21 protein-coding genes are annotated in these 22,644 nt (G+C 35.4%); 17 read left to right on the forward strand and 4 right to left on the reverse strand.

From position 1 onward, the window contains the following. Positions 1–252 precede the first annotated feature (252 nt). Entirely contained in the window at positions 253–1,638 is a 1,386-nt protein-coding gene (locus ACKVQX_RS05470) for a glycine--tRNA ligase (protein ID WP_068452642.1), read from the reverse strand. Between the two features lie 324 nt (positions 1,639–1,962). On the opposite strand from ACKVQX_RS05470, the gene ACKVQX_RS05475 reads away from it, so the two are divergent. The 7 genes from ACKVQX_RS05475 to ACKVQX_RS05505 all read left to right on the forward strand — a co-directional run bounded on the left by ACKVQX_RS05475 (position 1,963) and on the right by ACKVQX_RS05505 (position 9,387). After that, on the forward strand, positions 1,963–2,601 hold the full coding sequence (locus tag ACKVQX_RS05475; protein ID WP_068452645.1) for a helix-turn-helix transcriptional regulator: 639 nt from the start codon (positions 1,963–1,965) through the stop codon (positions 2,599–2,601). A gap of 13 nt (positions 2,602–2,614) precedes the next feature. Continuing rightward, positions 2,615–3,427 carry a pyruvate, water dikinase regulatory protein gene (locus tag ACKVQX_RS05480; RefSeq protein WP_285215124.1) on the forward strand — a complete coding sequence of 271 codons (813 nt, stop codon included), beginning with the start codon at positions 2,615–2,617 and terminating at the stop codon, positions 3,425–3,427. A 324-nt stretch (positions 3,428–3,751) separates the two neighbouring features. Beyond that, on the forward strand, positions 3,752–5,590 hold the full coding sequence (gene dnaG / locus ACKVQX_RS05485; RefSeq protein WP_368633967.1) for a DNA primase: 1,839 nt from the start codon (positions 3,752–3,754) through the stop codon (positions 5,588–5,590). Between the two features lie 32 nt (positions 5,591–5,622). Next, a complete protein-coding gene (gene rpoD, locus ACKVQX_RS05490) occupies positions 5,623–6,774 on the forward strand; it encodes an RNA polymerase sigma factor RpoD (protein ID WP_068452653.1) in 1,152 nt (383 codons plus the stop codon). Positions 6,775–6,905: 131 nt separating this feature from the next. Further along, positions 6,906–7,484 (forward strand): hypothetical protein, encoded by a 579-nt coding sequence (locus ACKVQX_RS05495; protein WP_068452655.1) that lies wholly within the window; start codon positions 6,906–6,908, stop codon positions 7,482–7,484. Positions 7,485–7,573: 89 nt separating this feature from the next. Beyond that, positions 7,574–8,269, forward strand: a complete 696-nt coding sequence (locus ACKVQX_RS05500) for a tRNA (adenine(22)-N(1))-methyltransferase TrmK (RefSeq protein ID WP_068452658.1) — start codon at positions 7,574–7,576, stop codon at positions 8,267–8,269. Next, positions 8,266–9,387, forward strand: coding sequence for a Nif3-like dinuclear metal center hexameric protein (locus ACKVQX_RS05505; protein WP_068452660.1), 1,122 nt, complete (start codon positions 8,266–8,268; stop codon positions 9,385–9,387). The genes ACKVQX_RS05500 and ACKVQX_RS05505 overlap by 4 nt, the downstream gene beginning before the upstream one ends. 41 nt (positions 9,388–9,428) lie before the next feature. Here the strand turns inward: ACKVQX_RS05505 and ACKVQX_RS05510 are convergent, their stop codons facing one another. After that, complete coding sequence (locus ACKVQX_RS05510; protein ID WP_068452661.1) at positions 9,429–10,406, reverse strand: 4-hydroxy-3-methylbut-2-enyl diphosphate reductase; 978 nt, start codon at positions 10,404–10,406, stop codon at positions 9,429–9,431. A gap of 195 nt (positions 10,407–10,601) precedes the next feature. On the opposite strand from ACKVQX_RS05510, the gene ACKVQX_RS05515 reads away from it, so the two are divergent. The 10 genes from ACKVQX_RS05515 (at position 10,602) to adhP (ending at position 20,861) form a co-directional block, all read left to right on the forward strand. Beyond that, positions 10,602–11,915: a DEAD/DEAH box helicase gene (locus ACKVQX_RS05515; RefSeq protein ID WP_068452662.1), complete on the forward strand. Its 1,314-nt coding sequence runs from the start codon at positions 10,602–10,604 to the stop codon at positions 11,913–11,915. Between the two features lie 14 nt (positions 11,916–11,929). Further along, entirely contained in the window at positions 11,930–12,820 is an 891-nt protein-coding gene (locus ACKVQX_RS05520; protein ID WP_068452666.1) for a deoxyribonuclease IV, read from the forward strand. A 137-nt stretch (positions 12,821–12,957) separates the two neighbouring features. Next, positions 12,958–13,731: a metal ABC transporter ATP-binding protein gene (locus tag ACKVQX_RS05525; RefSeq protein WP_068452669.1), complete on the forward strand. Its 774-nt coding sequence runs from the start codon at positions 12,958–12,960 to the stop codon at positions 13,729–13,731. Continuing rightward, positions 13,725–14,576 carry a metal ABC transporter permease gene (locus ACKVQX_RS05530; RefSeq protein ID WP_068452671.1) on the forward strand — a complete coding sequence of 284 codons (852 nt, stop codon included), beginning with the start codon at positions 13,725–13,727 and terminating at the stop codon, positions 14,574–14,576. Before ACKVQX_RS05525 ends, ACKVQX_RS05530 begins: the two co-directional genes overlap by 7 nt. 20 nt (positions 14,577–14,596) lie before the next feature. Beyond that, complete coding sequence (locus ACKVQX_RS05535; RefSeq protein WP_068452675.1) at positions 14,597–15,016, forward strand: Fur family transcriptional regulator; 420 nt, start codon at positions 14,597–14,599, stop codon at positions 15,014–15,016. A gap of 140 nt (positions 15,017–15,156) precedes the next feature. Further along, on the forward strand, positions 15,157–15,789 hold the full coding sequence (locus ACKVQX_RS05540; protein ID WP_068452678.1) for a LysE family translocator: 633 nt from the start codon (positions 15,157–15,159) through the stop codon (positions 15,787–15,789). A gap of 86 nt (positions 15,790–15,875) precedes the next feature. Further along, on the forward strand, positions 15,876–16,235 hold the full coding sequence (locus ACKVQX_RS05545) for a hypothetical protein (RefSeq protein WP_068452681.1): 360 nt from the start codon (positions 15,876–15,878) through the stop codon (positions 16,233–16,235). 452 nt (positions 16,236–16,687) lie between these two features. Then, on the forward strand, positions 16,688–17,755 hold the full coding sequence (locus ACKVQX_RS05550) for a transglutaminase domain-containing protein (protein WP_197409940.1): 1,068 nt from the start codon (positions 16,688–16,690) through the stop codon (positions 17,753–17,755). Between the two features lie 729 nt (positions 17,756–18,484). Further along, positions 18,485–19,609, forward strand: coding sequence for a transglutaminase domain-containing protein (locus ACKVQX_RS05555; protein WP_068452690.1), 1,125 nt, complete (start codon positions 18,485–18,487; stop codon positions 19,607–19,609). Between the two features lie 235 nt (positions 19,610–19,844). After that, positions 19,845–20,861 carry an alcohol dehydrogenase AdhP gene (adhP, locus tag ACKVQX_RS05560; RefSeq protein WP_068452693.1) on the forward strand — a complete coding sequence of 339 codons (1,017 nt, stop codon included), beginning with the start codon at positions 19,845–19,847 and terminating at the stop codon, positions 20,859–20,861. Positions 20,862–20,907: 46 nt separating this feature from the next. Here adhP and ACKVQX_RS05565 read toward each other — a convergent pair whose 3' ends face one another. Beyond that, the gene (locus tag ACKVQX_RS05565; protein ID WP_068452696.1) at positions 20,908–21,477 is read right to left on the reverse strand and encodes a 5' nucleotidase, NT5C type; all 570 of its coding nucleotides are present in this window, start codon (positions 21,475–21,477) and stop codon (positions 20,908–20,910) included. A 21-nt stretch (positions 21,478–21,498) separates the two neighbouring features. Beyond that, positions 21,499–22,614, reverse strand: a complete 1,116-nt coding sequence (gene ispG, locus ACKVQX_RS05570) for a flavodoxin-dependent (E)-4-hydroxy-3-methylbut-2-enyl-diphosphate synthase (RefSeq protein WP_068452699.1) — start codon at positions 22,612–22,614, stop codon at positions 21,499–21,501. Positions 22,615–22,644 lie beyond the last annotated feature (30 nt).

The following is a 22,644-nucleotide window of genomic DNA, read 5'->3' on the forward strand; positions in this document are numbered from 1 at the left end:
TTTCTGTGTAATCTAGATTCAATCGCTACATCTTCACACCACTTCGGTCACTCGGTGGAAAGTAAAGAGCTACTTTCCATTCGTGCCCTGTAGTGTTGCCAGATGTGACGAGCGATTTCATCTTTCTAGATAGTCCAGATTCAGCTTCTACATCATCGGTCCATTTCAGTTACTTGGGTGAAAGTAAAGTGCAACTTTCACGTCGTGCCTTCCAATGCCCTATGATGTGACCAGAAGCTTCATCTTTCTATATTAAAATTCTAGTGTTTTTTCAATGAATGCTTTTACGTCTGCGATTGGCATACGTTCTTGTTCCATTGTGTCGCGGTGACGTACTGTTACCATGCCGTCTTCAGCTGAGTCGAAGTCGTATGTGATACAGAATGGTGTACCGATCTCGTCTTGACGACGGTAGCGTTTACCGATTGATTGTGATTCATCATAATCAACTGGGAAGTGCTTGCGTAATTCAGCCCATACGTCATGTGCACCGTCAGATAATTTTTTAGATAATGGTAATACAGCTGCTTTGAATGGTGCTAAAGCAGGGTGGAAGCGTAAAACTGTACGTGTGTCGCCGCCTTCTAATTCTTCTTCTTCGTAAGCGTCACATAGGAATGCAAGTGTTACACGGTCAGCACCTAATGATGGTTCGATACAGTATGGTACATAACGTTCGTTTGTTACAGGGTCGATATATGTGAAGTCTTCACCTGAATGTTCCATATGGCGTTTTAAGTCGAAGTCTGTACGAGATGCAACACCCCATAGTTCACCCCAACCGAATGGGAAGCGGAATTCGATGTCTGTTGTTGCGTTTGAGTAGTGAGATAATTCATCTTCTTCATGGTCACGTAAACGCATTGAATCTTCTTTCATTGAAAGGTTTAATAACCAGTTTTTACAGAATTCTTTCCAATAAGCATGCCATTCTAATTCTTCACCTGGTTTGCAGAAGAATTCTAATTCCATTTGTTCGAATTCACGTGTACGGAATGTAAAGTTACCAGGTGTGATTTCGTTACGGAATGATTTACCTACTTGTGCAATACCGAATGGTGTACGTTTACGCATTGAACGTTGTACATTTTTAAAGTTAACGAAAATACCTTGTGCTGTTTCAGGGCGTAAGAAAATTTCATTTGTAGAATCTTCTGTTACACCTTGGAATGTTTTGAACATTAAGTTGAATTGGCGAATATCTGTGAAGTCATTTGCACCACAGTTCGGGCAAGTTACATCAAGTTCTACCATTTTTTCTTTCATTTGATCAAAGCTCATACCGTCTACGATAATTTCTTTGCCTGTTTTTTCAAGTGAAGCATCTTCGATTAATTTATCTGCACGATGACGTGCTTTACATGATTTACAGTCGATCATTGGATCGTTGAAGTTACCTACATGGCCTGAAGCAATCCACGTTTTTGGGTTCATTAAAATCGCTGCGTCTAAACCAACATTGTATTCAGATTCTTGAACGAATTTATCCCACCATGCTTTTTTTACATTGTTTTTTAATTCAACACCTAGTGGACCGTAATCCCATGTGTTTGCTAAGCCGCCGTAAATTTCCGAACCAGGAAATACGAAACCTCTGTGTTTTGCTAAACTTACAATACTCTCCATTGATTTTGTCATAAAAATGACCTCCTCTAAAAAATAAAAATGAAAAAAGTACCCGTCTCCGGGCAAACTTTCTGCCCGGGGACGAGTACTTAACCCGCGGTTCCACCCCGATTGGCTATACAAATAGCCCTCTTTAACATAAAATGGCTCCCGAATGCCTTTTCTGTGTTCGTGTAGGCTTTCACCAACCCCTACTCGCTTTTAAATGACCACATACTTATATTTCGTTCATCGCCTATATTGTTTGAAGATATTGTATCACGCAATACTTTTCTTAGCAATCTTTAGAAAAATAGTATATAATAATTAAGAATTAAGTATAACACTTTTGGGGCGGTGAGTGATATCGAACTCAACAAACGTCAGGAAGAAATATTGGAAATTGTCAAGAATAATGGACCAATTACAGGAGAGCAAATCGCAGAGCGCCTGTCCTTAACACGTGCGACGTTACGACCAGATCTCGCTATTTTAACGATGGCGGGCTTTTTAGATGCACGTCCACGTGTTGGGTATTTCTATTCTGGTAAGAAAACAGGACAAGCAGTTGTTGAAAGCATGACCAATATGAAGGTAAAAGACTTCCAGTCAATACCGATTGTTGTAGCAGAGGATATGTCAGTTTATGATGCCATCTGTCAAATGTTCTTAGAGGATGTTGGAACACTTTTTGTCGTTGATAAAAATGCGTATTTAACAGGAGTTTTATCTCGAAAAGATTTACTACGTACAAGTATAGGGAGCCAAGATTTGAATCATATTCCCGTACATATTATTATGACAAGAATGCCGAACATTGCTTTTTGTTTTAAAACAGATGGACTGATTCAAGCTGCAAATAAGTTAATTGAAAGACAAATTGACGCATTACCTGTGGTGGTAGAGCACCCAGATGGTTATGAGGTTATTGGAAGAATTACAAAAACAAATATTACGCGTGCGTTTTTATCGCTCGCTGAAAATCATGATTTGTAAGGTGGTGCGTTAAATGGATAAAATTTTAGTATATGTAGTCTCAGATTCTGTCGGAGAGACGGGGGAGTTAGTAGCGAAAGCAGCTGTTAGCCAATTTAGACCAGGTTTACAAGATGTAACATTTCAACGCTTTCCACATATCGATAGTAAGGAACAATTAAGTGAGATTGTTCAAATTGCGGTAAGCCAACAAGCGATGATTGTTTATACGATTGTCCAAGAATCGCTTCGCTACTTCTTGCACGCAGAGTGTGAAATGTATCGTATTCCACACAATGATTTAATGGGTCCTTTAATGGAAATGTTAAGTGATTCTTTACATTTAGAGCCGATTGAGGAACCAGGTCTTGTAAGGAAGTTAGATGATGATTACTTCCAAAAGATTGAAGCAATCGAATTTGCGGTGAAATATGATGATGGACGAGATCCACGTGGTCTATTAAAAGCAGATATTGTTCTAATTGGTGTGTCACGTACATCGAAAACACCATTATCACAGTTTTTAGCACATAAGCGTTATAAAGTAGCCAATGTACCACTTGTGCCCGAAGTAGAGCCGCCGGAAGAATTATTTTTAGTACCACCGGAAAAATGCTTTGGTTTGATTATTTCGCCTGAGAAACTGAATGGTATTCGAAGAGAACGCTTAATCGCACTTGGATTAAATGATGGTGCGAATTATGCAAAGTTCGAGCGCATTGACGAAGAAATTGAACATTTTAAACGCATCGTTGATCGAATCGGTTGTCCGGTTATTGATGTGACGAATAAAGCAGTAGAAGAAACTGCAAATGATATTATTCATCGACTGCAAAAAAATCAATAAAAGTCCGTCTAATTCCTCTTACATGATTACGAGGATAGACGGACTTTATTTTCCTTTTAAGTCAATAAATTGTTTTCTTAGAAAAAGAAGTCTTTACCACGTTGTACTAAATGGAAAATAAAAGATGAAACTTTTTTTGGTTGAATTCGTCAAATATACTAGATTTAAAGGTACAAATGTTTTACAATAAAAAATTGAGGTAAAAATAAGAGTAATAACTTTTAATTATTTTAGATATTTTAAAATAAAATGTCTCATATTAGAAGGATATTAATTGATGGATATAGAATGTAACCTATAGCAAGTATAAAAGATGGTGATGAAATGGCTCAAAGAATCCCTGAGGAGTTAATTGAAGAAATTCGTTCTCAGGCAGATATCGTAGACGTAATTAGCAGTTATATGCAGCTAACGAAGCGTGGACGCAACTATTTTGGATTATGTCCATTCCACGGTGAGCAGACACCGTCTTTCTCTGTTTCTACAGAAAAACAAATTTTTCATTGCTTTGGATGTGGTGCAGGCGGTAACGCGATTACATTCCTTATGGACATTGAGAATTTGAGTTTTCAGGAAGCGGTTCGTAAATTAGGTGATCAAGTTGGTGTACATGTTGAAGTGTCATCTTCTGAAGCGCAACATAGATTAACAACCGAAACTTCTCCAGAAGAAGAGAGAATGAAGGAAGCGCATATACTTGCAGCACAGTATTTTCAACACTTATTGTTGAATACAGAAGAAGGTGAAGAAGGCTTACGTTATTTAGAAGGACGTGGCTTTACGCAAGAAATGATTAAGACCTATGGCATCGGATTTAGTATGCCACACTGGGAATCGCTTACTACTTTATTACATCAAAAAGGATTTACGTATGAAGAGTTAGAACAAAGTGGCTTATCAATTCGACGTGAAGATGGCTCAGGCTACTTCGATCGTTTCAGAAGCCGAATTATGTTTCCAATTCGTGATGATACGGGGAAAATTATCGCCTTTTCAGGTAGAATTTTAGAAGCAGATAAAGAACAGGCGAAATACATGAACAGCCCTGAGTCGCTTATATTCCGAAAGAGTGAAGTATTATATAACCTAGATCAAGCGAGACCCATCGTTCGGAAAGAAAGAAAGCTCATTATTTTCGAAGGATTTATGGATGTACTTGCTGCTAAGAATGTCGGGGTTCATCATGGTGTTGCCACAATGGGAACATCATTGACACCGCAACATATTCAAAAAATAAAGCGCATCACGAATCATATTATCGTTTGTTACGATGGTGACCATGCCGGTTTTGAAGCTGCAAAAAGAGCTGCAGAAATGTTACATGCAGAAAATTTAACCGTTGAGGTTGCAACTTTACCAGCAGGTATGGACCCGGATGAATATATACGCAATAACGGAGCGGAAGCGTTCCAAAATCAAGTCATTGCTGAGCCATTATCTTATATTAGTTTTATGATGATGTATGCGAAGCGTAACAAAAACTTTCAATACCCAAATGATGTCCAGCAGTATGCGGATGAAGCTTTATCCTATCTTACAAGTGGTGTTTCACCAATTGAAAGAGAACTGTATGTCAAACGTATTTCGGAAGAAACACAAGTTTCAGTCGAAACCTTACAAAGTCAATTGCGTCTTAAAGAAGCACAAAAACAAGAACGCTCACAGACAAATCTAAATACGCGACATGAACAAGAACAACCGATGCAACAAGCGGTTCAGCCAAAGCGTGTTTATACAGCAATTGATCGAGCAGAAAGGTTGTTATTAGCTCATTTACTGCATAGTATTGATGTGGCAGATGATTTTCGCGAACATCAAGAAGGAGCACCTTTTGTAAGAGAAGACTATTTGGCTATTTACGTCCATCTCATGGGCTTTTATGAATCGCATGAAAAAGCAGATTATCAGCGTTTTGCTGAAATTGTCGAAGATAGAGAATTGCGTAAAATTGTAATGGAAGCTGCACTAGTTGATCGAGATCCAGACCATAAAGATGAGGAAATTGCCGATTGTCTGAAACAGGTTAAAAAGTTTAAAATCCAGCAACAAATCGCAGACAAAACACATGCATTGCAAGAAGCAGAGCAACTGCATGACTTAAAAAGTGCAATTGCGCTTTCTCAAGAAATAATTGATTTAAAAAAATCACTAGCAGTCTTTTAAAGAATCTGACTGTTAGGAGGAGGAAGACAACTATGGCAGAAAAACCGAAAAAAAGTAAAAAAGCTGTACAAGTAACAAAAGTAGAACACGAGCACACATTAGAGGAAATGAAAAAAAGTTTACTTGAAGCAGGTAAAAAATCAGGTGAATTAACGTATAAAGAGCTAGCAGATAAATTAAGTTCTTACGAAATGGAAGCAGACCAAGTCGAAGAATTTATCGATAAATTAGAAACGAATGGTATCGAATTAGGCGGTAAAGCAGGCGATGAAGAGAATTTAGAGCGTCTTTTAAAAGCAGGCGATAACTCAGCAGAAGTATTCGACCTAAACGATTTAAGTGTACCACCGGGCGTTAAGATTAATGACCCTGTACGTATGTATTTAAAAGAAATCGGTCGCGTAGACTTATTAACAGCTGAACAAGAGATTTCATTAGCTGAACGTATTGAAGCAGGCGATGATGAAGCGCGTAAACGTCTTGCTGAAGCGAACTTACGACTTGTAGTAAGTATTGCGAAACGTTATGTCGGTCGTGGGATGCTATTCCTTGATTTAATTCAAGAAGGTAACATGGGTCTAATCAAAGCAGTTGAAAAATTCGATTACCGTAAAGGCTTCAAATTCTCAACTTATGCTACATGGTGGATTCGTCAAGCGATTACACGTGCGATTGCTGACCAAGCGCGTACAATTCGTATCCCAGTACACATGGTCGAAACAATTAATAAATTAATTCGCGTACAGCGTTCATTATTACAAGATTTAGGTCGCGAACCATCTCCAGAAGAAATTGGTGAAGAAATGGATTTAACACCTGAAAAAGTACGTGAAATCTTAAAGATTGCACAAGAACCCGTATCATTAGAAACACCAATCGGTGAGGAAGACGATTCGCACTTAGGTGACTTCATTGAAGATTCAGAAGCACAATCACCTTCTGATCACGCAGCTTATGAATTATTAAAAGAACAATTAGAAGATGTACTTGATACATTAACAGACCGTGAAGAGAATGTACTACGTTTACGTTTCGGTTTAGATGATGGCCGTACACGCACACTAGAAGAAGTAGGTAAAGTATTCGGTGTAACACGTGAACGTATTCGTCAAATTGAAGCAAAAGCACTTCGCAAATTACGTCATCCATCACGTAGTAAACGTCTGAAAGACTTCTTAGAATAGGATTATAATTACGGTATATGGCTTTTAACAAGAGCTATATACCGTTTTTTTGTTCCTGCTAAATTAGACTTTACATAATTGGTTTTAGTCCGATAATATGTATAGATCTGGTAGTTGGAGGAGCGGCGTTTATGGACAATGAACAAATAAAGAAGAAGCTGATTATACGAGAGATTTCTTTTTGGAAGAAGAATCATTTATTACCTGAACATTATTGCGATTTTTTAATGCAATTATATACAGAAGGGGAAGCGCTTCTTGAAGAACAAGAAGAAGAATTATCGAAACAAGCTGTATTGAAGAAAGACTCTGCACCGATTATTAAAGTAGTACAGATGCTCATGTTAGCATTAACGACATTAGCGATGATTGTACTCATGTTTTTATTTGCACAAAAATATGCAATCATTCTCATCGCATTAAGCTGTATTATTTTCATTGCACTTGTGTACTATTTACTGAAAACAGCGAATAATCGGACTTTAACAAATACGCTCGTTTATGCAACAGCAGCACTGTTACTGTTTGCAATCTCCATTAAAGTATCCACTTTATTAGCGCCAGGACATTCGCTCATTACGCTTGGTGTACTCTTAATAAACTGCATACTTTGGATTATTGTAGGAGTTCAGAAAAAGCTCATTTATTTCATGATTTCTGGTATTTTAGGTATTGTTTTAATGTTGGGCTATTATTTTATTTTTTTATAAGGGATAGAGAGGCGAGGGATTTAACTTAAGCCTCTTTTCTTTATTCAGGGAATTCGCTACAATAGGATGGAAGGGAGGGCACGTGATTTATGAATGCCCAGAAATTATCAAAAAGACTACAAACAGTTGCGGCGTATGTGCCTCAAAACGCAGTAGTAGCTGACATCGGGTCAGATCATGCGTATTTACCATGTTATCTTGTACATCAAGGAATCGTCCAAAAAGCAATTGCAGGTGAGGTTGTTAAGGGACCTTATGAATCTGCATGTAAAGAAGTAAGAACAGAACAATTACAAGACAAAATTACGGTTCGTTTAGCAGACGGTATGGAAGCAGTAGAGCATGAAGATGGTGTAACTGCTGTAACGATTGCTGGAATGGGCGGCCCGCTAATTGCCTCTATTTTAAATAAGGATTTAACACGTTTACACACTGTTGAGCGTCTTATTTTACAGCCGAATATTCATGCAATGGCTATTCGTGTGTGGGCAAAGCAAAATGGTTGGAAAGTGATAGATGAAGCGATTTTAAAAGAAGATCGTAAAATTTATGAAGTACTCGTATTAGAACGTGGGACAGAAAATTTAACAGAAGCAGAATTATTAGTTGGACCTTACCTTATGCGTGAAAAAAATGATGTATTCGTTGAAAAATGGACAGGTGAAGTCAAACAGTGGCAACAAATTTTAGCTTCGATTGCAGAAGTTGAGCAAACAGAAGCTATTCAAGAAAAGCAGAAAGAGTTACACGCAAAAATAGCGATTGTAAAGGATGTGTTGGCATGAAAGCAGTAAGTGGTCAAACAATTATTCAATTATTTGAATCATGGTCACCAAAAAAATATGCAGCAATGGAAAATGATCCTATCGGTTTAGCAGTTGGAACACTAAATAAGAATATTACAAAAGTGTTGGTTACATTAGATGTGAATCATGCAGTGGTAGATGAAGCAATTGAAAAAGGTTGCGAATTGATCATTGCGCACCATCCACCAATTTTCCGTAAATTAGCGCATTTACGTACGGACTCTCCTCAAGGTCAGTTATTTGAAAAACTCATTAAACATGATATTGCAGTTTATGCAGCGCATACGAATTTAGATGTAGCTGAAGGTGGCGTGAACGATTTATTAGCTGAGGCACTTGAATTACACGAAACAAAAGTATTAGTGCCAACGTATAAAGAACACTACTTTAAACTAGCTGTCTATATTCCTGAAAGTCATGCAAAACAATTGCGTACAGCACTTGCACAAATCGGTGCAGGTCATATTGGTGATTACGATAGCTGTAGTTTCCAAACAGCAGGTGAAGGGCGTTTTAGAGCATTGGACGGTGCGACACCTTTTGTTGGTGAAAAAGGTGAAGTACATTTAGAGGCTGAAGTGAAAGTGGAAGTTGTGATTCCAGAATCCTTACAGAAGAAAGCCATTAAAACAATGAAGCAAAATCATCCGTATGAAGAAGTAGCTCATGACTTATATCGTTTAGAAACAGTTTCAAAAGAGATGGGACTAGGACGTTTAGGTTTATTAGAAAATCCAATGACCCTAAAAGAATTCGCAGAACATGTTAAACGCACATTACATGTACCAGCTGTTCGTGTAGTAGGTGACATTACCTCAACTGTTCAAAAAATTGCTGTACTCGGTGGAGACGGTAATAAATATGTAAGTGCTGCAAAATATGCAGGAGCTGATGTTTTTGTAACAGGCGATCTATACTTCCACGTTGCACAAGATGCTGAAGCGCTCGGTTTATCGGTTGTCGACCCAGGGCATCATGTTGAGAGTGTGATGAAAGAGGGCGTCGCTAAAAAGATGACAGCCTTATGTGCAGAACAAAACATTCCATGTGAATTTATTGTAAGTGAACCATCAACAGAGCCTTTCCAATTTATTTAATAAAAATGAGGTATCGCAATTATCGCGACACCTCATTTTTGTTATTGTGCTTCGTATGGTTCAATACGTACAACCGGTTTAGGTTCTTTAATCTTTGGTAAGATTTTATCAAGTGTAACCGTGCGGACGATTTTATGTGTTTCAGGATTGTCGTGTTCATACTGCTCTAAAAACTTAATGACTTCTTTTACAATCGGTGTTGGTGTAGAAGCGCCTGCTGTTATGCCGACAACATCAATACCTTCAAGCCATTCTGTTTTTAATTCAGATACATCTGAAATACGATATGATTTTATATTCGCAATTTCTTCAGATACTTGTGTTAAACGGTTCGAGTTGTTACTTTTCGGATCACCAACAACGATTAGAAGCTCAGCTTGATTTGCTTGTTTTGCAACAGCTTCTTGTCGCACTTGTGTAGCTAAGCAAATTTCTTCATGTACTTCAATATGTGGATATTTCAGTTTTAGCGCTTCCATTAAAGAATGAACATCCCACTGTGACATCGTTGTTTGATTCGTTACAAGCAACTTGTCGTTTTGTAAGTCGAGTGCCTCGATATCAGGAATATGTTGTACAAGATGTACATGGTCTGGTGCAACACCAATCGCACCCTCAGGCTCTGGATGACCCTTTTTACCGATATAAATAATATCGTAACCTTCTCTTGTTTTTTCTTCGATTAAGTCATGTGTCACCGTCACATCTGGACATGTTGCATCAATCGACACAAGCCCTTTACGACGTGCCAATTCACGTACTTCTGGTGAGACACCATGAGCAGTGAAAATAACAGTTCCAGATTCTACTTTTTCTAAAATATCTAAACGATTTGCACCATCTAATGTAATAATTCCCTCAGATTCAAATGCATCCGTTACATGCTTATTATGAACAATCATCCCTAAAATATAGATTGGACGAGGTAAAGTCTTATCTAATGCCGCATTTCGTGCGATAACCATAGCATCAACAACACCATAGCAATAACCACGAGGGGTAATCTTTACAACTTTCATTCGTTCAAACTCCTTTCAATACCAGTACTTCTATTATAACGAAGTCCCAGCTGTTATACAATTCACGCGTATAGGAATGAAGAAATTGTTACAAAAATCAATTGACAGAGTATAAATTCATTCGATATGATAACGAAATGTGCTACTTGAACGGGAATCATGTTACAATGTAGAAAGCATGTGAGGAGTGACAAAATGTCAAAATATACAGATTATAATTTCCAACCTTTCCTTCGTGAAGCGATTGGAAAGTTAGGTTTTACAGAACCAACACAAATTCAAAAAGAAATGATTCCTTTAATTTTAAAAGGAAAAAGTGCCATTGGCCAATCACATACAGGAACAGGAAAAACACATAGTTTCTTAATTCCAATTGTGGAGCGTATGAACGCAAAAAAAGAAGAAGTACAAGCAGTAATTGCTGCGCCAACTCGTGAGTTAGCACAACAAATCTTCATTGAACTTGGTAAGTTAATTGAAGGAACAGAGATTCAAGCCAAATTATTTATTGGTGGAACAGATAAACAACGTTCAATTGATAAATTAAAATCACAACCACAAATCGTTGTAGGTACGCCTGGACGTATTCGCGATTTAGTAAATGAACAAGCATTACTTGTTCACACAGCACAAATGCTTGTAGTCGATGAAGCAGATTTAGCATTCGATATGGGATTCATTGAAGATATCGATCAATTTGCTTCTCAAATGGGTGAGAATTTAGAGATGTACGTTTTCTCAGCAACAGTACCTGAAAGCTTACAACCATTTTTACGCAAGTACATGGCTTCTCCAGTGCATGTACAAATGAATGATAAGCGTCCGGTCGCAGAAAACTTAGATTTCTATTTAGTACCAACACGTAGTCAATCAAAAAATGAAAAATTACTTGAAGTGATTAAAGCGATTAACCCGTATTTATCCATTATCTTTGTAAATACACGTAAGCAAGCAGATTATGTAGCTGATTTCTTAGCGAATAATGGTATCAAAACGGGTCGTATTCATGGGGATTTAACACCACGTGACCGTAAACGTATGATGAAGCAAATTCGTGATTTAGAATTCCAATATATCGTAGCGACTGATTTAGCAGCACGTGGTATTGATATTCCAGGTATTTCGCATGTTATTAACTATGAATTACCACAGGATTTAGAGTTCTTCATTCACCGTGTGGGTCGTACAGCACGTGCAGGGAACAAAGGACAGGCGATTACAATCTTTGAACCATCCGAAGAAGATGCATTAGCTCGTATTGAAAAAATGAACATCTCATTTGAAATGAAAGACATTAAAAATGATGAGCTAGTAGATATGAAAGAGCGTCACTCACGTCAAAAACGTGATGGTGCGAAAAAAGAGGACGAGATTGATCGTATTGCGAAATCGCGTGTTCGTAAACCGAAAAAAGTAAAACCAGGTTATAAACGTAATATGCGCTGGGAAATGGACAAAATTAAAAAGAAAGAGCGTCGTAAACGCGCACGTTCTCGAAATAAAAAATAGGTGGGATTGAGAAGATGCTATTAGGTTCACATGTTTCAATGAGTGGAAAGAAAATGCTACTTGGCTCAAGTGAGGAAGCAGCTTCATACGGTGCCACAACGATGATGATTTATACAGGTGCGCCACAAAATACACGTCGTAAAGCAATTGAAGAATTAAACATTGCAGCAGGACGCGCGCATATGGAAGCAAACGGTATTTCAAATATCGTTGTACATGCACCGTATATCATTAACATTGCCAATACAACAAAACCTGAAGTATTCCAACTGGGTGTTGAATTTTTACAAAAAGAAATTGAACGAACAGAAGCACTAGGCGCAAAACAGATTGTCTTGCATCCAGGTGCACATGTTGGAGCAGGTGCTGATGTAGGAATTGCTAAAATTATTGAAGGCTTAAATGAAGTGTTACAAGTCGATTCACCTGTGCAAATTGCTTTAGAAACGATGGCAGGTAAAGGTTCTGAATGTGGTCGTACATTTGAAGAATTGGCGCGTATTTTTGATGGTGTTGTCAATAATGAACGTCTATCTGTTTGTTTTGATACATGCCATACGCATGATGCGGGTTATGATATCGTTCATAATTTAGACGGTGTACTTGCTGAATTTGACCATCATATTGGCTTGAAAAACATTAAAGTATTACACATTAATGATAGTAAAAACCCAATGGGCGCTCATAAAGATCGCCATGAAAATATTGGTTTTGGTCATATTGGTTTTGAGCCATTACATCAAATTGTTCATCATGAAGCATTTGTAGACGTACCGAAAATTTTAGAAACACCATGGGTAGGACTTGATAAGAAAAAGTCAAAAGCACCATATAGTTATGAAATTGACATGTTGCGTTCAGGTGTATTTTCAACATCACCAATCGCTGAAATGAAGGAACAATAAAAAAATCTCTCGTACATATTGTGCGAGAGATTTTTAATTATGAGTAGTAGGCAAAAATCCTTTACATTCATACATTCTTCTATTATAATTTTAGTTTGTAAATCGTAATGATTCTGAATTAGAAAGAAGCGAAGTATATGGAGAAGCAACCCCTCATTGAGTTGCAAAATGTTTCATTTCAATATGAATATACCAATGTATTAAATGATATATCACTGACAATAAATGAAGGTGATTTTTTAGCATTATTAGGGCCAAATGGTTCAGGTAAATCAACAATGTTAAAGTTGATTCTTGGGTTATTAAAGCCAACAAGTGGACAGGTGAAGTTATTTGGACAAGATGCAGCTAAGTTTAATCATCGAGAATGGATTGGCTATGTATCGCAAAAGTCGAATTCATTTAACTCAGGCTTCCCAGCAACGGTCTGTGAAGTCGTAGCAAGTGGTTTAACGAAGAAGCTAGGTCTATTTAAGCGTAAGTCTAAAAATGAAGAAAAACTCGTTTTAGAAGCACTACAGTCGGTAGGAATGGAAGCGTTCATTCATCGTAATATCGGAGAGCTTTCGGGTGGTCAGCAACAACGTGTCTTTATCGCACGCGCATTAGTCGCCGATCCAAAGCTTTTAATTTTAGATGAGCCAACAGTAGGGATTGACTATGAAAATGTGCAAAGTTTTTATGATTTAATGGCACATTTGAATCGTCGTCATGATATGACATTATTATTAGTAACGCATGACGTGGATATTGTCTCAAGTAAAATCAGTCATGTTGCATGTCTGAATAAAACGATTCATTTCCATGGTTTTAAAAATGACTATATGAACTTGTCAAAAGAACAGTTGAATGAATGGTATGGCTATTCCGTTCGAAAAATTCATCATCACAAGGAGGATGAGACATGTTAACATCCATCTTGCATTATGAATTTTTACAAAATGCCTTTTTAGCAGGGATGATTATTGGATTAATTGCACCATTACTCGGTGTCTTCATTGTTGTACGTCGTCTATCATTAATTGCAGATGCTTTATCGCATGTGACACTAGCAGGGATTGCAGGAAGTCTTTATTTAAGTCAGAGTGTTGTTGGGTTAGCTACATTGAATCCACTTTACTTAGGTATTGTTGCAGCAGTTGGTGGGTCGATGTTAATTGAAAAATTACGTCGACTGTATAAGCATTTTGAAGAATTATCGATTCCGATTATTATGTCAGCAGGTCTTGGTTTAAGTGCTATTTTTATCTCACTGGCACAAGGGTTTAGTACGGACTTATTCAGTTATTTATTCGGTTCTGTTTCAGCTGTAAGTCGACAAGATTTATGGATTGTTATCGGGATTGCAGTAATTGTACTTGTTTTTATCTTTTTACTATATAAAGAGTTATTCGTTCTATCATTTGACGACGAATATGCAAAAGCGAGTGGCTTACCTGTTAAAGTGATTCATACCATCTTTATGATTATTACAGCGCTTGTCATTGCTGCTTCAATGCGTATTGTAGGGATTTTATTAGTGTCGTCACTGATTACATTACCGGTTGCGGCGAGTATTCGTATTGCAAAAAGCTTTAAACAGACGATTGTGTATGCGATTGTATTTGGTGAATTAGCAGTGATTGTCGGATTGGTAACTGCCTTCTATCTAAATCTAGCACCAGGTGGTACAATTGTGATAACATCAATACTTATTTTATTAATTGTTTTAATCGTAAAAAAAATCATGAATAAACGTGCGGCAAGTGTAAACTAAGAGAGGAGTCGTGGTTTGAGATGAACGTCCATCGAGCTTGGGAAATTTTAAAAGATAAAGGTTTTAAGAAAACAGATAAACGCGAACAGATTTTAGCGCTTTTTAGTGAAAGTGAAAAATATTTAACAGCACGTGACTTATTGGATGTTATGAAAAAAGATTATCCTGGTATGAGCTACGATACGATTTATCGCAATCTATCGACCTTTGTAGATTTAGGCATTTTAGAGTCTACTGAATTATCAGGAGAACGTCATTTCCGTATGCAATGTGAAACAGCACATCACCATCATCATTTTATCTGCATGGATTGTGGCAAGATTAAAGAAATTCATCATTGTCCGATGGAGATGCTAACGGAACAATTACCTGGTTATGAAGTCGATCAACATAAATTTGAGATTTATGGAAAATGCCCTGAATGTGTTACGCACGCTTAATGACTATATAAAACAAAGAAGCCTGTAGAATGTAGCGATACATTTTACGGGCTTTTTCATAATATATTAGATAAATATGAAATGCTTCTACAAAAATATCTGAAAATTGTTTATAATCAATCAAAGAAGGAGTGGGTTAGATGCAAGAAGTATGGATGTTTGCGGTAGTTGCGCTATTAATTGTCATGGTTCCAGGAGTAGATTCATTACTCGTATTAAAAAATACGATTTTACATGGCAGAAAAGCGGGTATTTTAACGATGGTAGGTATTATTTTAGCACTCATCGTCTGGACGACTCTAGCAGTACTAGGACTCGCTGCAGTCATATCGAAATCATTATATGTTTTTCTATTCATCAAATACGCAGGGGCGCTTTATTTAGTATATTTAGGCATTCAATCATGGCGTGCACGCGCTCAAAGTGTGACGTTACAAGAAGCAGCTATTCCTGAAAAACAGCCGTTTAAAAATACGATGTTAAATTGTATGATGCAAGGTTTGACAACGGACTTATTAAATCCTAAAACCTTATTGTTATATGTCACATTGATGCCTCAATTTATTCAACCAAATCAAGCAGCGAATATACAGTTAATTATATTAGCAAGTGTACTAATGATTATCGCTATTTTTTGGTTAGGAATTGTTGTATTCATCATTAATATGATTCGTCAGTGGTTCTTACAGCCGAAGATTCAAAGTGCATTCAATAAAGTCACAGCACTTGTTTTAGTTGGTTTAGGTGTACGAATTGCGACAGAAAAAATCTAGTTCTATATTGTTCACAGCATGCTAATATTTTGACTACCGAAACTATGCTATACTGATATCAAAATAGATAGATGAAGGTGACGAATGTGAAGCATATGAAATGGATAGTTCCAACAGTAGTAATTATTGTAATTGGTTGGGTAGCGATTTATGGTTATGTTGCAAAAAATGTACCTGTAGAAGATTTAACGAATCTACAACTATCTGAAAAAGATGGCTATTTACATGTAACAGGTGATTTTAAAAATGCTTCAGATCGTTATGCAGGATACAATTATACAATTGTAGACGGTAAAATGTATTTGTCAATTAAAGCTGCTAAATTTACAGGTAAAAAGGGCGGATATGATTTTAAAATCCATGAAAATCATGCAAGAGAATTAAAAGAGGTAACACTGCGTGGGACGAATGAAAAGGATCAACGTGTTGTACCGATTAAACGCTAAAAAGAAAAGCACTCTGGTATATATTTATATGCCAAAGTGCTTTTTATTTTCATGGAATTTTTCGAATATGTTTCATTGTGAACGCACTATAAATAAAATGATTCAAAAGACTTTTTATTAGGTAAAACAATCATTTCATAAGCATTATGGTTTTATTTTGCGAAAAATATCGAAAATATAAATTCAGAATAGAGTCTTTAGTTTATAAAAAAATAGAAGCTATAACATTTTTTTGATAAATAATACCTTTTTTATAAAAATAAATATATCGTTAAAAAAACATTAAGTAAAATAACTATACAACCTCTTTTTAGGTCTATTGACTCTTTTATTTATAATATATATATTAATTCTAAAGTTATATTTAAAAGAAAAAAATAGTTCTATAGAAGTTGTTATACATGAGATTAAAGCAAATATTTCTTTTAGTTATGAGTGGTTTTTTTCTTTTCATGTTACAACCATTTACAGAAGTAAAAGCTACTAATTTAGTAAAAGTAGAAAATATAGAAGAATTAACAAAAGAAGTAACTAGTAGTTTGAAAAATTTAAATACAGAAAAGATTATTCAATATGTAGGAGAGACAGAAAATATTACGCAACAAGTGAAGAAAATTATTCCTGAAATAATTCAAAAGCACGATGAAGTGGCTGGGACATTAAAGTCGTATAAGTATCAAATAATGTATACACAAGATAATGCACAACTGACATATTATTTTACATATTATACATCTAAAGAAAAAAGTCAAAAGGCCGGTCAATTATTAAATAAAGTGGCACAGCAAATTATGAAAACGAATAAAACAGATTATGAACGTGTCAAAGCAGTGAATGATTATGTTGTATCGAATACTCAATATGGCGGGAAAACTCAAGATCGTTATACAGTGTATGGGTTACTTACTAATAAACAAGCGGTTTGTCAGGGATATGCTTTAACAGTTTATGATTTACTAACACGTATGAAGATTCCAGTTCGTTATGTAGTAGGAACATCATTAGGACAAAATCATGCTTGGAATAAAGTAAAAGTAGATGGTAAATGGTATAACTTAGATTCAACCTGGAATGATCCATTGCCGAATAGACCAACAGAAGTAAATTATAATTATTTTTTAATTAGTGATCGTGTATTTTCGAAAGATCATACATGGAAAAAAGAAAACTATCCTGTAGCAATAAGTACCAAATATGATTTTTTGGCAGATACAGGTTCAGCTATTCAAGTGGGTAATCTATTTTATTATTCGAATAGTAAAGATCAACATCGTTTATATGCATATGATATAAAATTAGCTAAAAAAACTAAGCTTTCTAATGTACGTGTACAATATATTACGTATTCAAAAGGAAAGCTGTATTTTAGTAATTATTCAAATGGAGCATATTTATATCGTATAGATACGAGTGGTAAAAATCTCAAAAAAATAGCAACACGAGCTGCTAAAAACATTGCAGTAAAGGGGAGCTATATATACTATCAATCAGGTGCAAAAATGTATAAAGTAAAAGTTTAAAATAGTAGTAATATATTATGCTATTTGGCATTAAAGTACTTCTTATTTAAGAGTAAATTTATTGTTGTTTTGTAAAAGAGCTAGTTAATTTAATAAAAAGGTTTAAGATAATCATATAGAGGTAAAGAACAGTACCCATTAAAAACGTCCAATTATATTATTTTTGTCACTTTTCATTCATAATATTGTTAAATTTTTTTAATGAAGTGAATAAAATGAATTTATATAGTATAAAAGATTCTCTTTAAATCTTTGTAAAAATTTATTTATTTTAAACAATGACTGTTAGTAAACTCCACTAGCAGTCATTTTTTTGTGCTTAAAATACTTCTTAGATTGTAAAAAAACAACCAAAAAGTACATAGATAAAACGGTAGAACTATAAAATGATAAAATTTAATATTAATAACTTATTATTAGTTATAAAATACTATTTATAGATTAGATTATATTGATTTTAGCTTTTTTTGAGTTTAAAATAGGTACAAAGACTAATTTTTAACTTGAAAAATAATATATATATGATAAAGTTTTGATTGTAAGTAAAGGAAAGTAAGGAAAAAATAAAAAATATTCTTACATAAGTTCTAAAGTAACAAAATGTTTTTATTGAAAAATAAAATAGATATAAAGAAATGTTAATTTAGAAATATAAAAACAAATTAAGAAAATAATAAGTCTAAAGATATATCTAAAAGTAAATATGAGGAAAAAGGGAGAAGATTAGATATGGTAAAAAAAGCAGTTGCAGCATTTTTATTTGGTATGATTGTAGTGTTTGGTAGTTTATTCGGAGTAAATATAGAAGAAGCGCACGCAGCATCAAACACAGCAAAAAATATGACACAATATAATCAAGTATTAAAAAGTAATTTAAAAAATTTAAATACGAGTTTTTCAATCACATACACTGGTAATCAAGCAACTTTACGTAAAGAGTTACCGAACTTAGTCAAAGCACAACAAAAACAAGAACCATTAATCGCAGCAAACTTAAAAACATACCGTTATAAAGGTAAAACAGTATCAAATAAATTAGTTGTAACATATCAAGTAACATATTTAGCAACAAAAGCACAGGAAAAATATGCACAAACAGAATCTAAAAAAATTGCTCGAAAAATTAAAGCAAGTAACAAAACAAACTTTGATCGTGTCAAAGCAGTAAATGATTACATTGTAGGAAAAGCGACATATGGTGGTAATACACAAACAAAATATACAACATATGGCGTATTAAAAAATCGAGTTGCTGTATGTCAAGGATATGCAATTACAGCTTACCGTATGTTTAAAGAAATGGGTATCCCAGTTAAATATGTAGAAGGTCGCTCAAAAAATGTTGGTCATGCATGGTTAAAAGTAAAAGTAAGTGGACAATGGTACAACTTAGATATTACTTGGAATGATCCACTACCAAATAATAACTATAAACGTAGCTACAAGTATTTCTTATTAAGTGATAGTGAATTACGTAAAACGCATTCTTGGAACAACACAGGTTTACCAGTAGCAAAATCAACAAAATTCAACTTCTTTAAATCAACATCTTCAGTTACAATAAACGGTTCAACAATCTACTATGCAAATGATAAAAATCGTCAACGTCTATACAGCTATAATGTATCAACAAACAAACATAAGAAAATATCAAATACTCGTGTACAATACTTAGCTTATAAAGGTGGTAAAATTTACTTCAGTAACTATACAAATCATGGTGAGTTAGCCGTGATGAAGACAAACGGTAAGGGGCAAAAAAATCTTAATCGTACATTTACAAAAAATATTTATGTATCAGGTAAATATGTGGTATATCAAACAAATAATAAATACTATAAACGCGCAGCATAACGAATAAAATAGCTTCTTTAATAATTTGTAGACATAAGTTTATTTTGTATAACTTATGTCTATTTTTTTAAGAAAAATAAACGTAAAAAAAGTATTTTAAGGAAAAATTTAGACAATACGTGTTTTTATTTGACCATTATATTCCATAATAGGTATAATCATGATTGTAAATGATGCGATTTATCATTTTATGTTTCACCAAAAAATTGCCCACTATGGAAGGAGAAATGTTTAAATGAAAGCAGCAGTAGTCGCAAGTGATAAAACAGTTAAAATTGAGGATCGTGAATTACGTCCGTTAAAGCATGATGAAGCTTTAGTTAAAACGGAATATTGTGGTGTATGCCATACAGATTTACACGTAAAGAATGCTGACTTTGGCGATGTAACAGGTGTTGTATTAGGTCATGAGGGTGTCGGAAAAGTAATTGAAGTGGGAGAAGATGTGACAACTTTAAAAGTTGGAGATCGTGTATCAATTGCTTGGATGTATGAAAGTTGCGGACATTGCGAATATTGTACAACAGGTCGCGAAACATTATGCCGTGACGTGAAAAATGCTGGTTATACAGTAGATGGTGCGATGGCTGAAGAAGTAATTGTAAAAGCAGATTATGCAGTAAAAGTTCCAGATGGTTTAGATCCAGCAGCAGCTTCATCTGTTACATGTGCAGGTGTTACAACATATAAAGCAGTAAAAGAATCTCATATTCGTCCTGGACAATGGATTGGTGTGTTCGGAATTGGTGGTTTAGGTAATTTAGCAGTTCAATACGCGAAAAATGTATTCGGTGCTAAAGTAGTCGCATTCGATATTAGCGATGAAAAACTAGCATTCGCAAAGGAGCTAGGTGCAGATGCAACAGTGAACTCACTAAATGAAGATCCAGTTGAAAAAGCAAAGGAACTAACAGGTGGTAAAGGGTTAGATGCTACAGTTATTACAGCTGTTGCCAAAACACCATTCAACCAAGCTGTCGATGTTGTAAAAGCAGGAGCACGTGTTGTAGCAGTAGGTTTACCTGTAGATAAAATGGACTTAGATATTCCGCGTCTTGTACTAGACGGAATCCAAGTAGTAGGTTCTCTAGTTGGAACACGTCAAGATTTAGAAGAAGCCTTCCAATTTGCTGCTGAGGGTAAAGTAGTACCGAAAGTAGCACTTCGTCCAATTGAAGATATTAACGATATCTTTGAAGAGATGGAAGAAGGTAAGATTACAGGACGTATGGTAATTGACTTTACAAAATAAACAAAAAAGGAGAGATTTCGTCATAGCGAAATCTCTCTTTTTGTAATTAAATACCAAATTCTTTTTTAACCCAGTTTTCTGCCTCGCGCCAAGTATCAACACGTAAGACATTACGAGGAACTGCTTCACGATTATACGGTGCATCGAATAAAATAACAGGTATATCTAATTCCTCAGCTAACATGACAGCATTCGAATGTTTATCTTCAAAAAATAATTCGACACCTTGTTTTTTGGCTGCGATGACTTTACTTGCATTGCCAACAATCTCAAGTGCATCAAACGGAATATTTGAAGATTGTAACCACGTTTTTGTGACATCTGTGGCATTCGTTTCACGCGCTGTAATAAAGTTTAGCTTCGTATGTGGATGCCAATTATTTAAAATGCGTACAACATCTTGTTGAAGCGGTGGGTTACGATACATCTCAAGCTCTGTTTCCTTAAACCATTTATAAAAATCATTCGGGTCAACAGGTAAAGCTTTCGATAAATCATATTCCAAAATATCATCTAGCATTAAATTTGTTTGATACTGTTTATTAATAAACGGAAGCAAGAACTCTTGTGCTGTAATTGTACCGTCAATATCAATTCCAAAACTATATTCCTTCAATTGTCTTGCCTCCATTGTAACTTATTGTTTTTTAAGAGCTTCTTTTTCAGCCTCTTGTTTTGCATAATATTCTTCAGCAAGAATATTAATCTCTTTTTTCAATTCTTCTACCATTGTTTCCTCTGGTACTTTACGAACTGTTTTACCGTGACGGAATAATAAACCTTCCCCACGTGCACCGGCAATACCGATATCAGCTTCACGTGCTTCACCAGGACCATTTACCGCACAACCAAGTACAGATACTTTAATTGGTGCTTTAATTGTTTGTAAATATTCTTCTACCTCATTTGCAATTGAAATCAAGTCAATTTCAATACGTCCGCAAGTAGGGCACGAAATTAATGTTGGAATATTTGAAGCAAGACCGAATGATTTTAATAATTCGCGTGCTACTTTAATTTCTTCTACTGGATCTGCTGAAAGTGAAATACGAAGTGTATTACCAATCCCTTTTGAAAGGATTGCACCAAGACCAGCAGATGATTTAATCGTACCTGAGAATAAAGTACCTGACTCTGTAATACCTAAGTGAAGTGGATAATCAAAAGCTTTTGCTGCTTTTTCATATGCTTCAATCGCTAAGTTTACATCAGAAGCTTTCATTGACACGATAATATCATGGAAATCTAAGTCTTCTAAAATTTTAATATGGTGTAATGCAGACTCAACCATACCATCTGCAGTTGGATAGCCATATTTTTCAAGAATTTTACGTTCTAATGAACCAGCATTTACACCAATTCGAATTGGAACGCCTTTTGCTTTAGCTGCATTAACAACAGCTTCTACTTTTTCTTTGCGTCCAATATTACCAGGGTTAATACGAATTTTATCAACGCCTGCTTCAATTGCTTTTAAAGCTAATTTATAGTCGAAGTGAATATCTGCTACTAACGGAATATTAATTTGCTTTTTAATATCCGCTAATGCATCAGCTGCACGTTCATCTGGACATGCAACACGCACAATTTGACAACCTGCTTCTTCTAAACGATGGATTTCTGCCACTGTTGCTTCTACATCATGTGTCTTAGTTGTTGTCATACTTTGAATAATTACTTCATTACTGCCACCAATTGTTAAGTCTCCAACACGTACTTTACGTGTTTTGGAGCGGTGTGTTATTTCGCTCATCAAACTCTCTCCTTCATTGGCTGATCTAGT

Source organism: Kurthia sp. ISK08, assembly GCF_046159805.1.
Taxonomy (GTDB): domain Bacteria; phylum Bacillota; class Bacilli; order Bacillales_A; family Planococcaceae; genus Kurthia; species Kurthia gibsonii.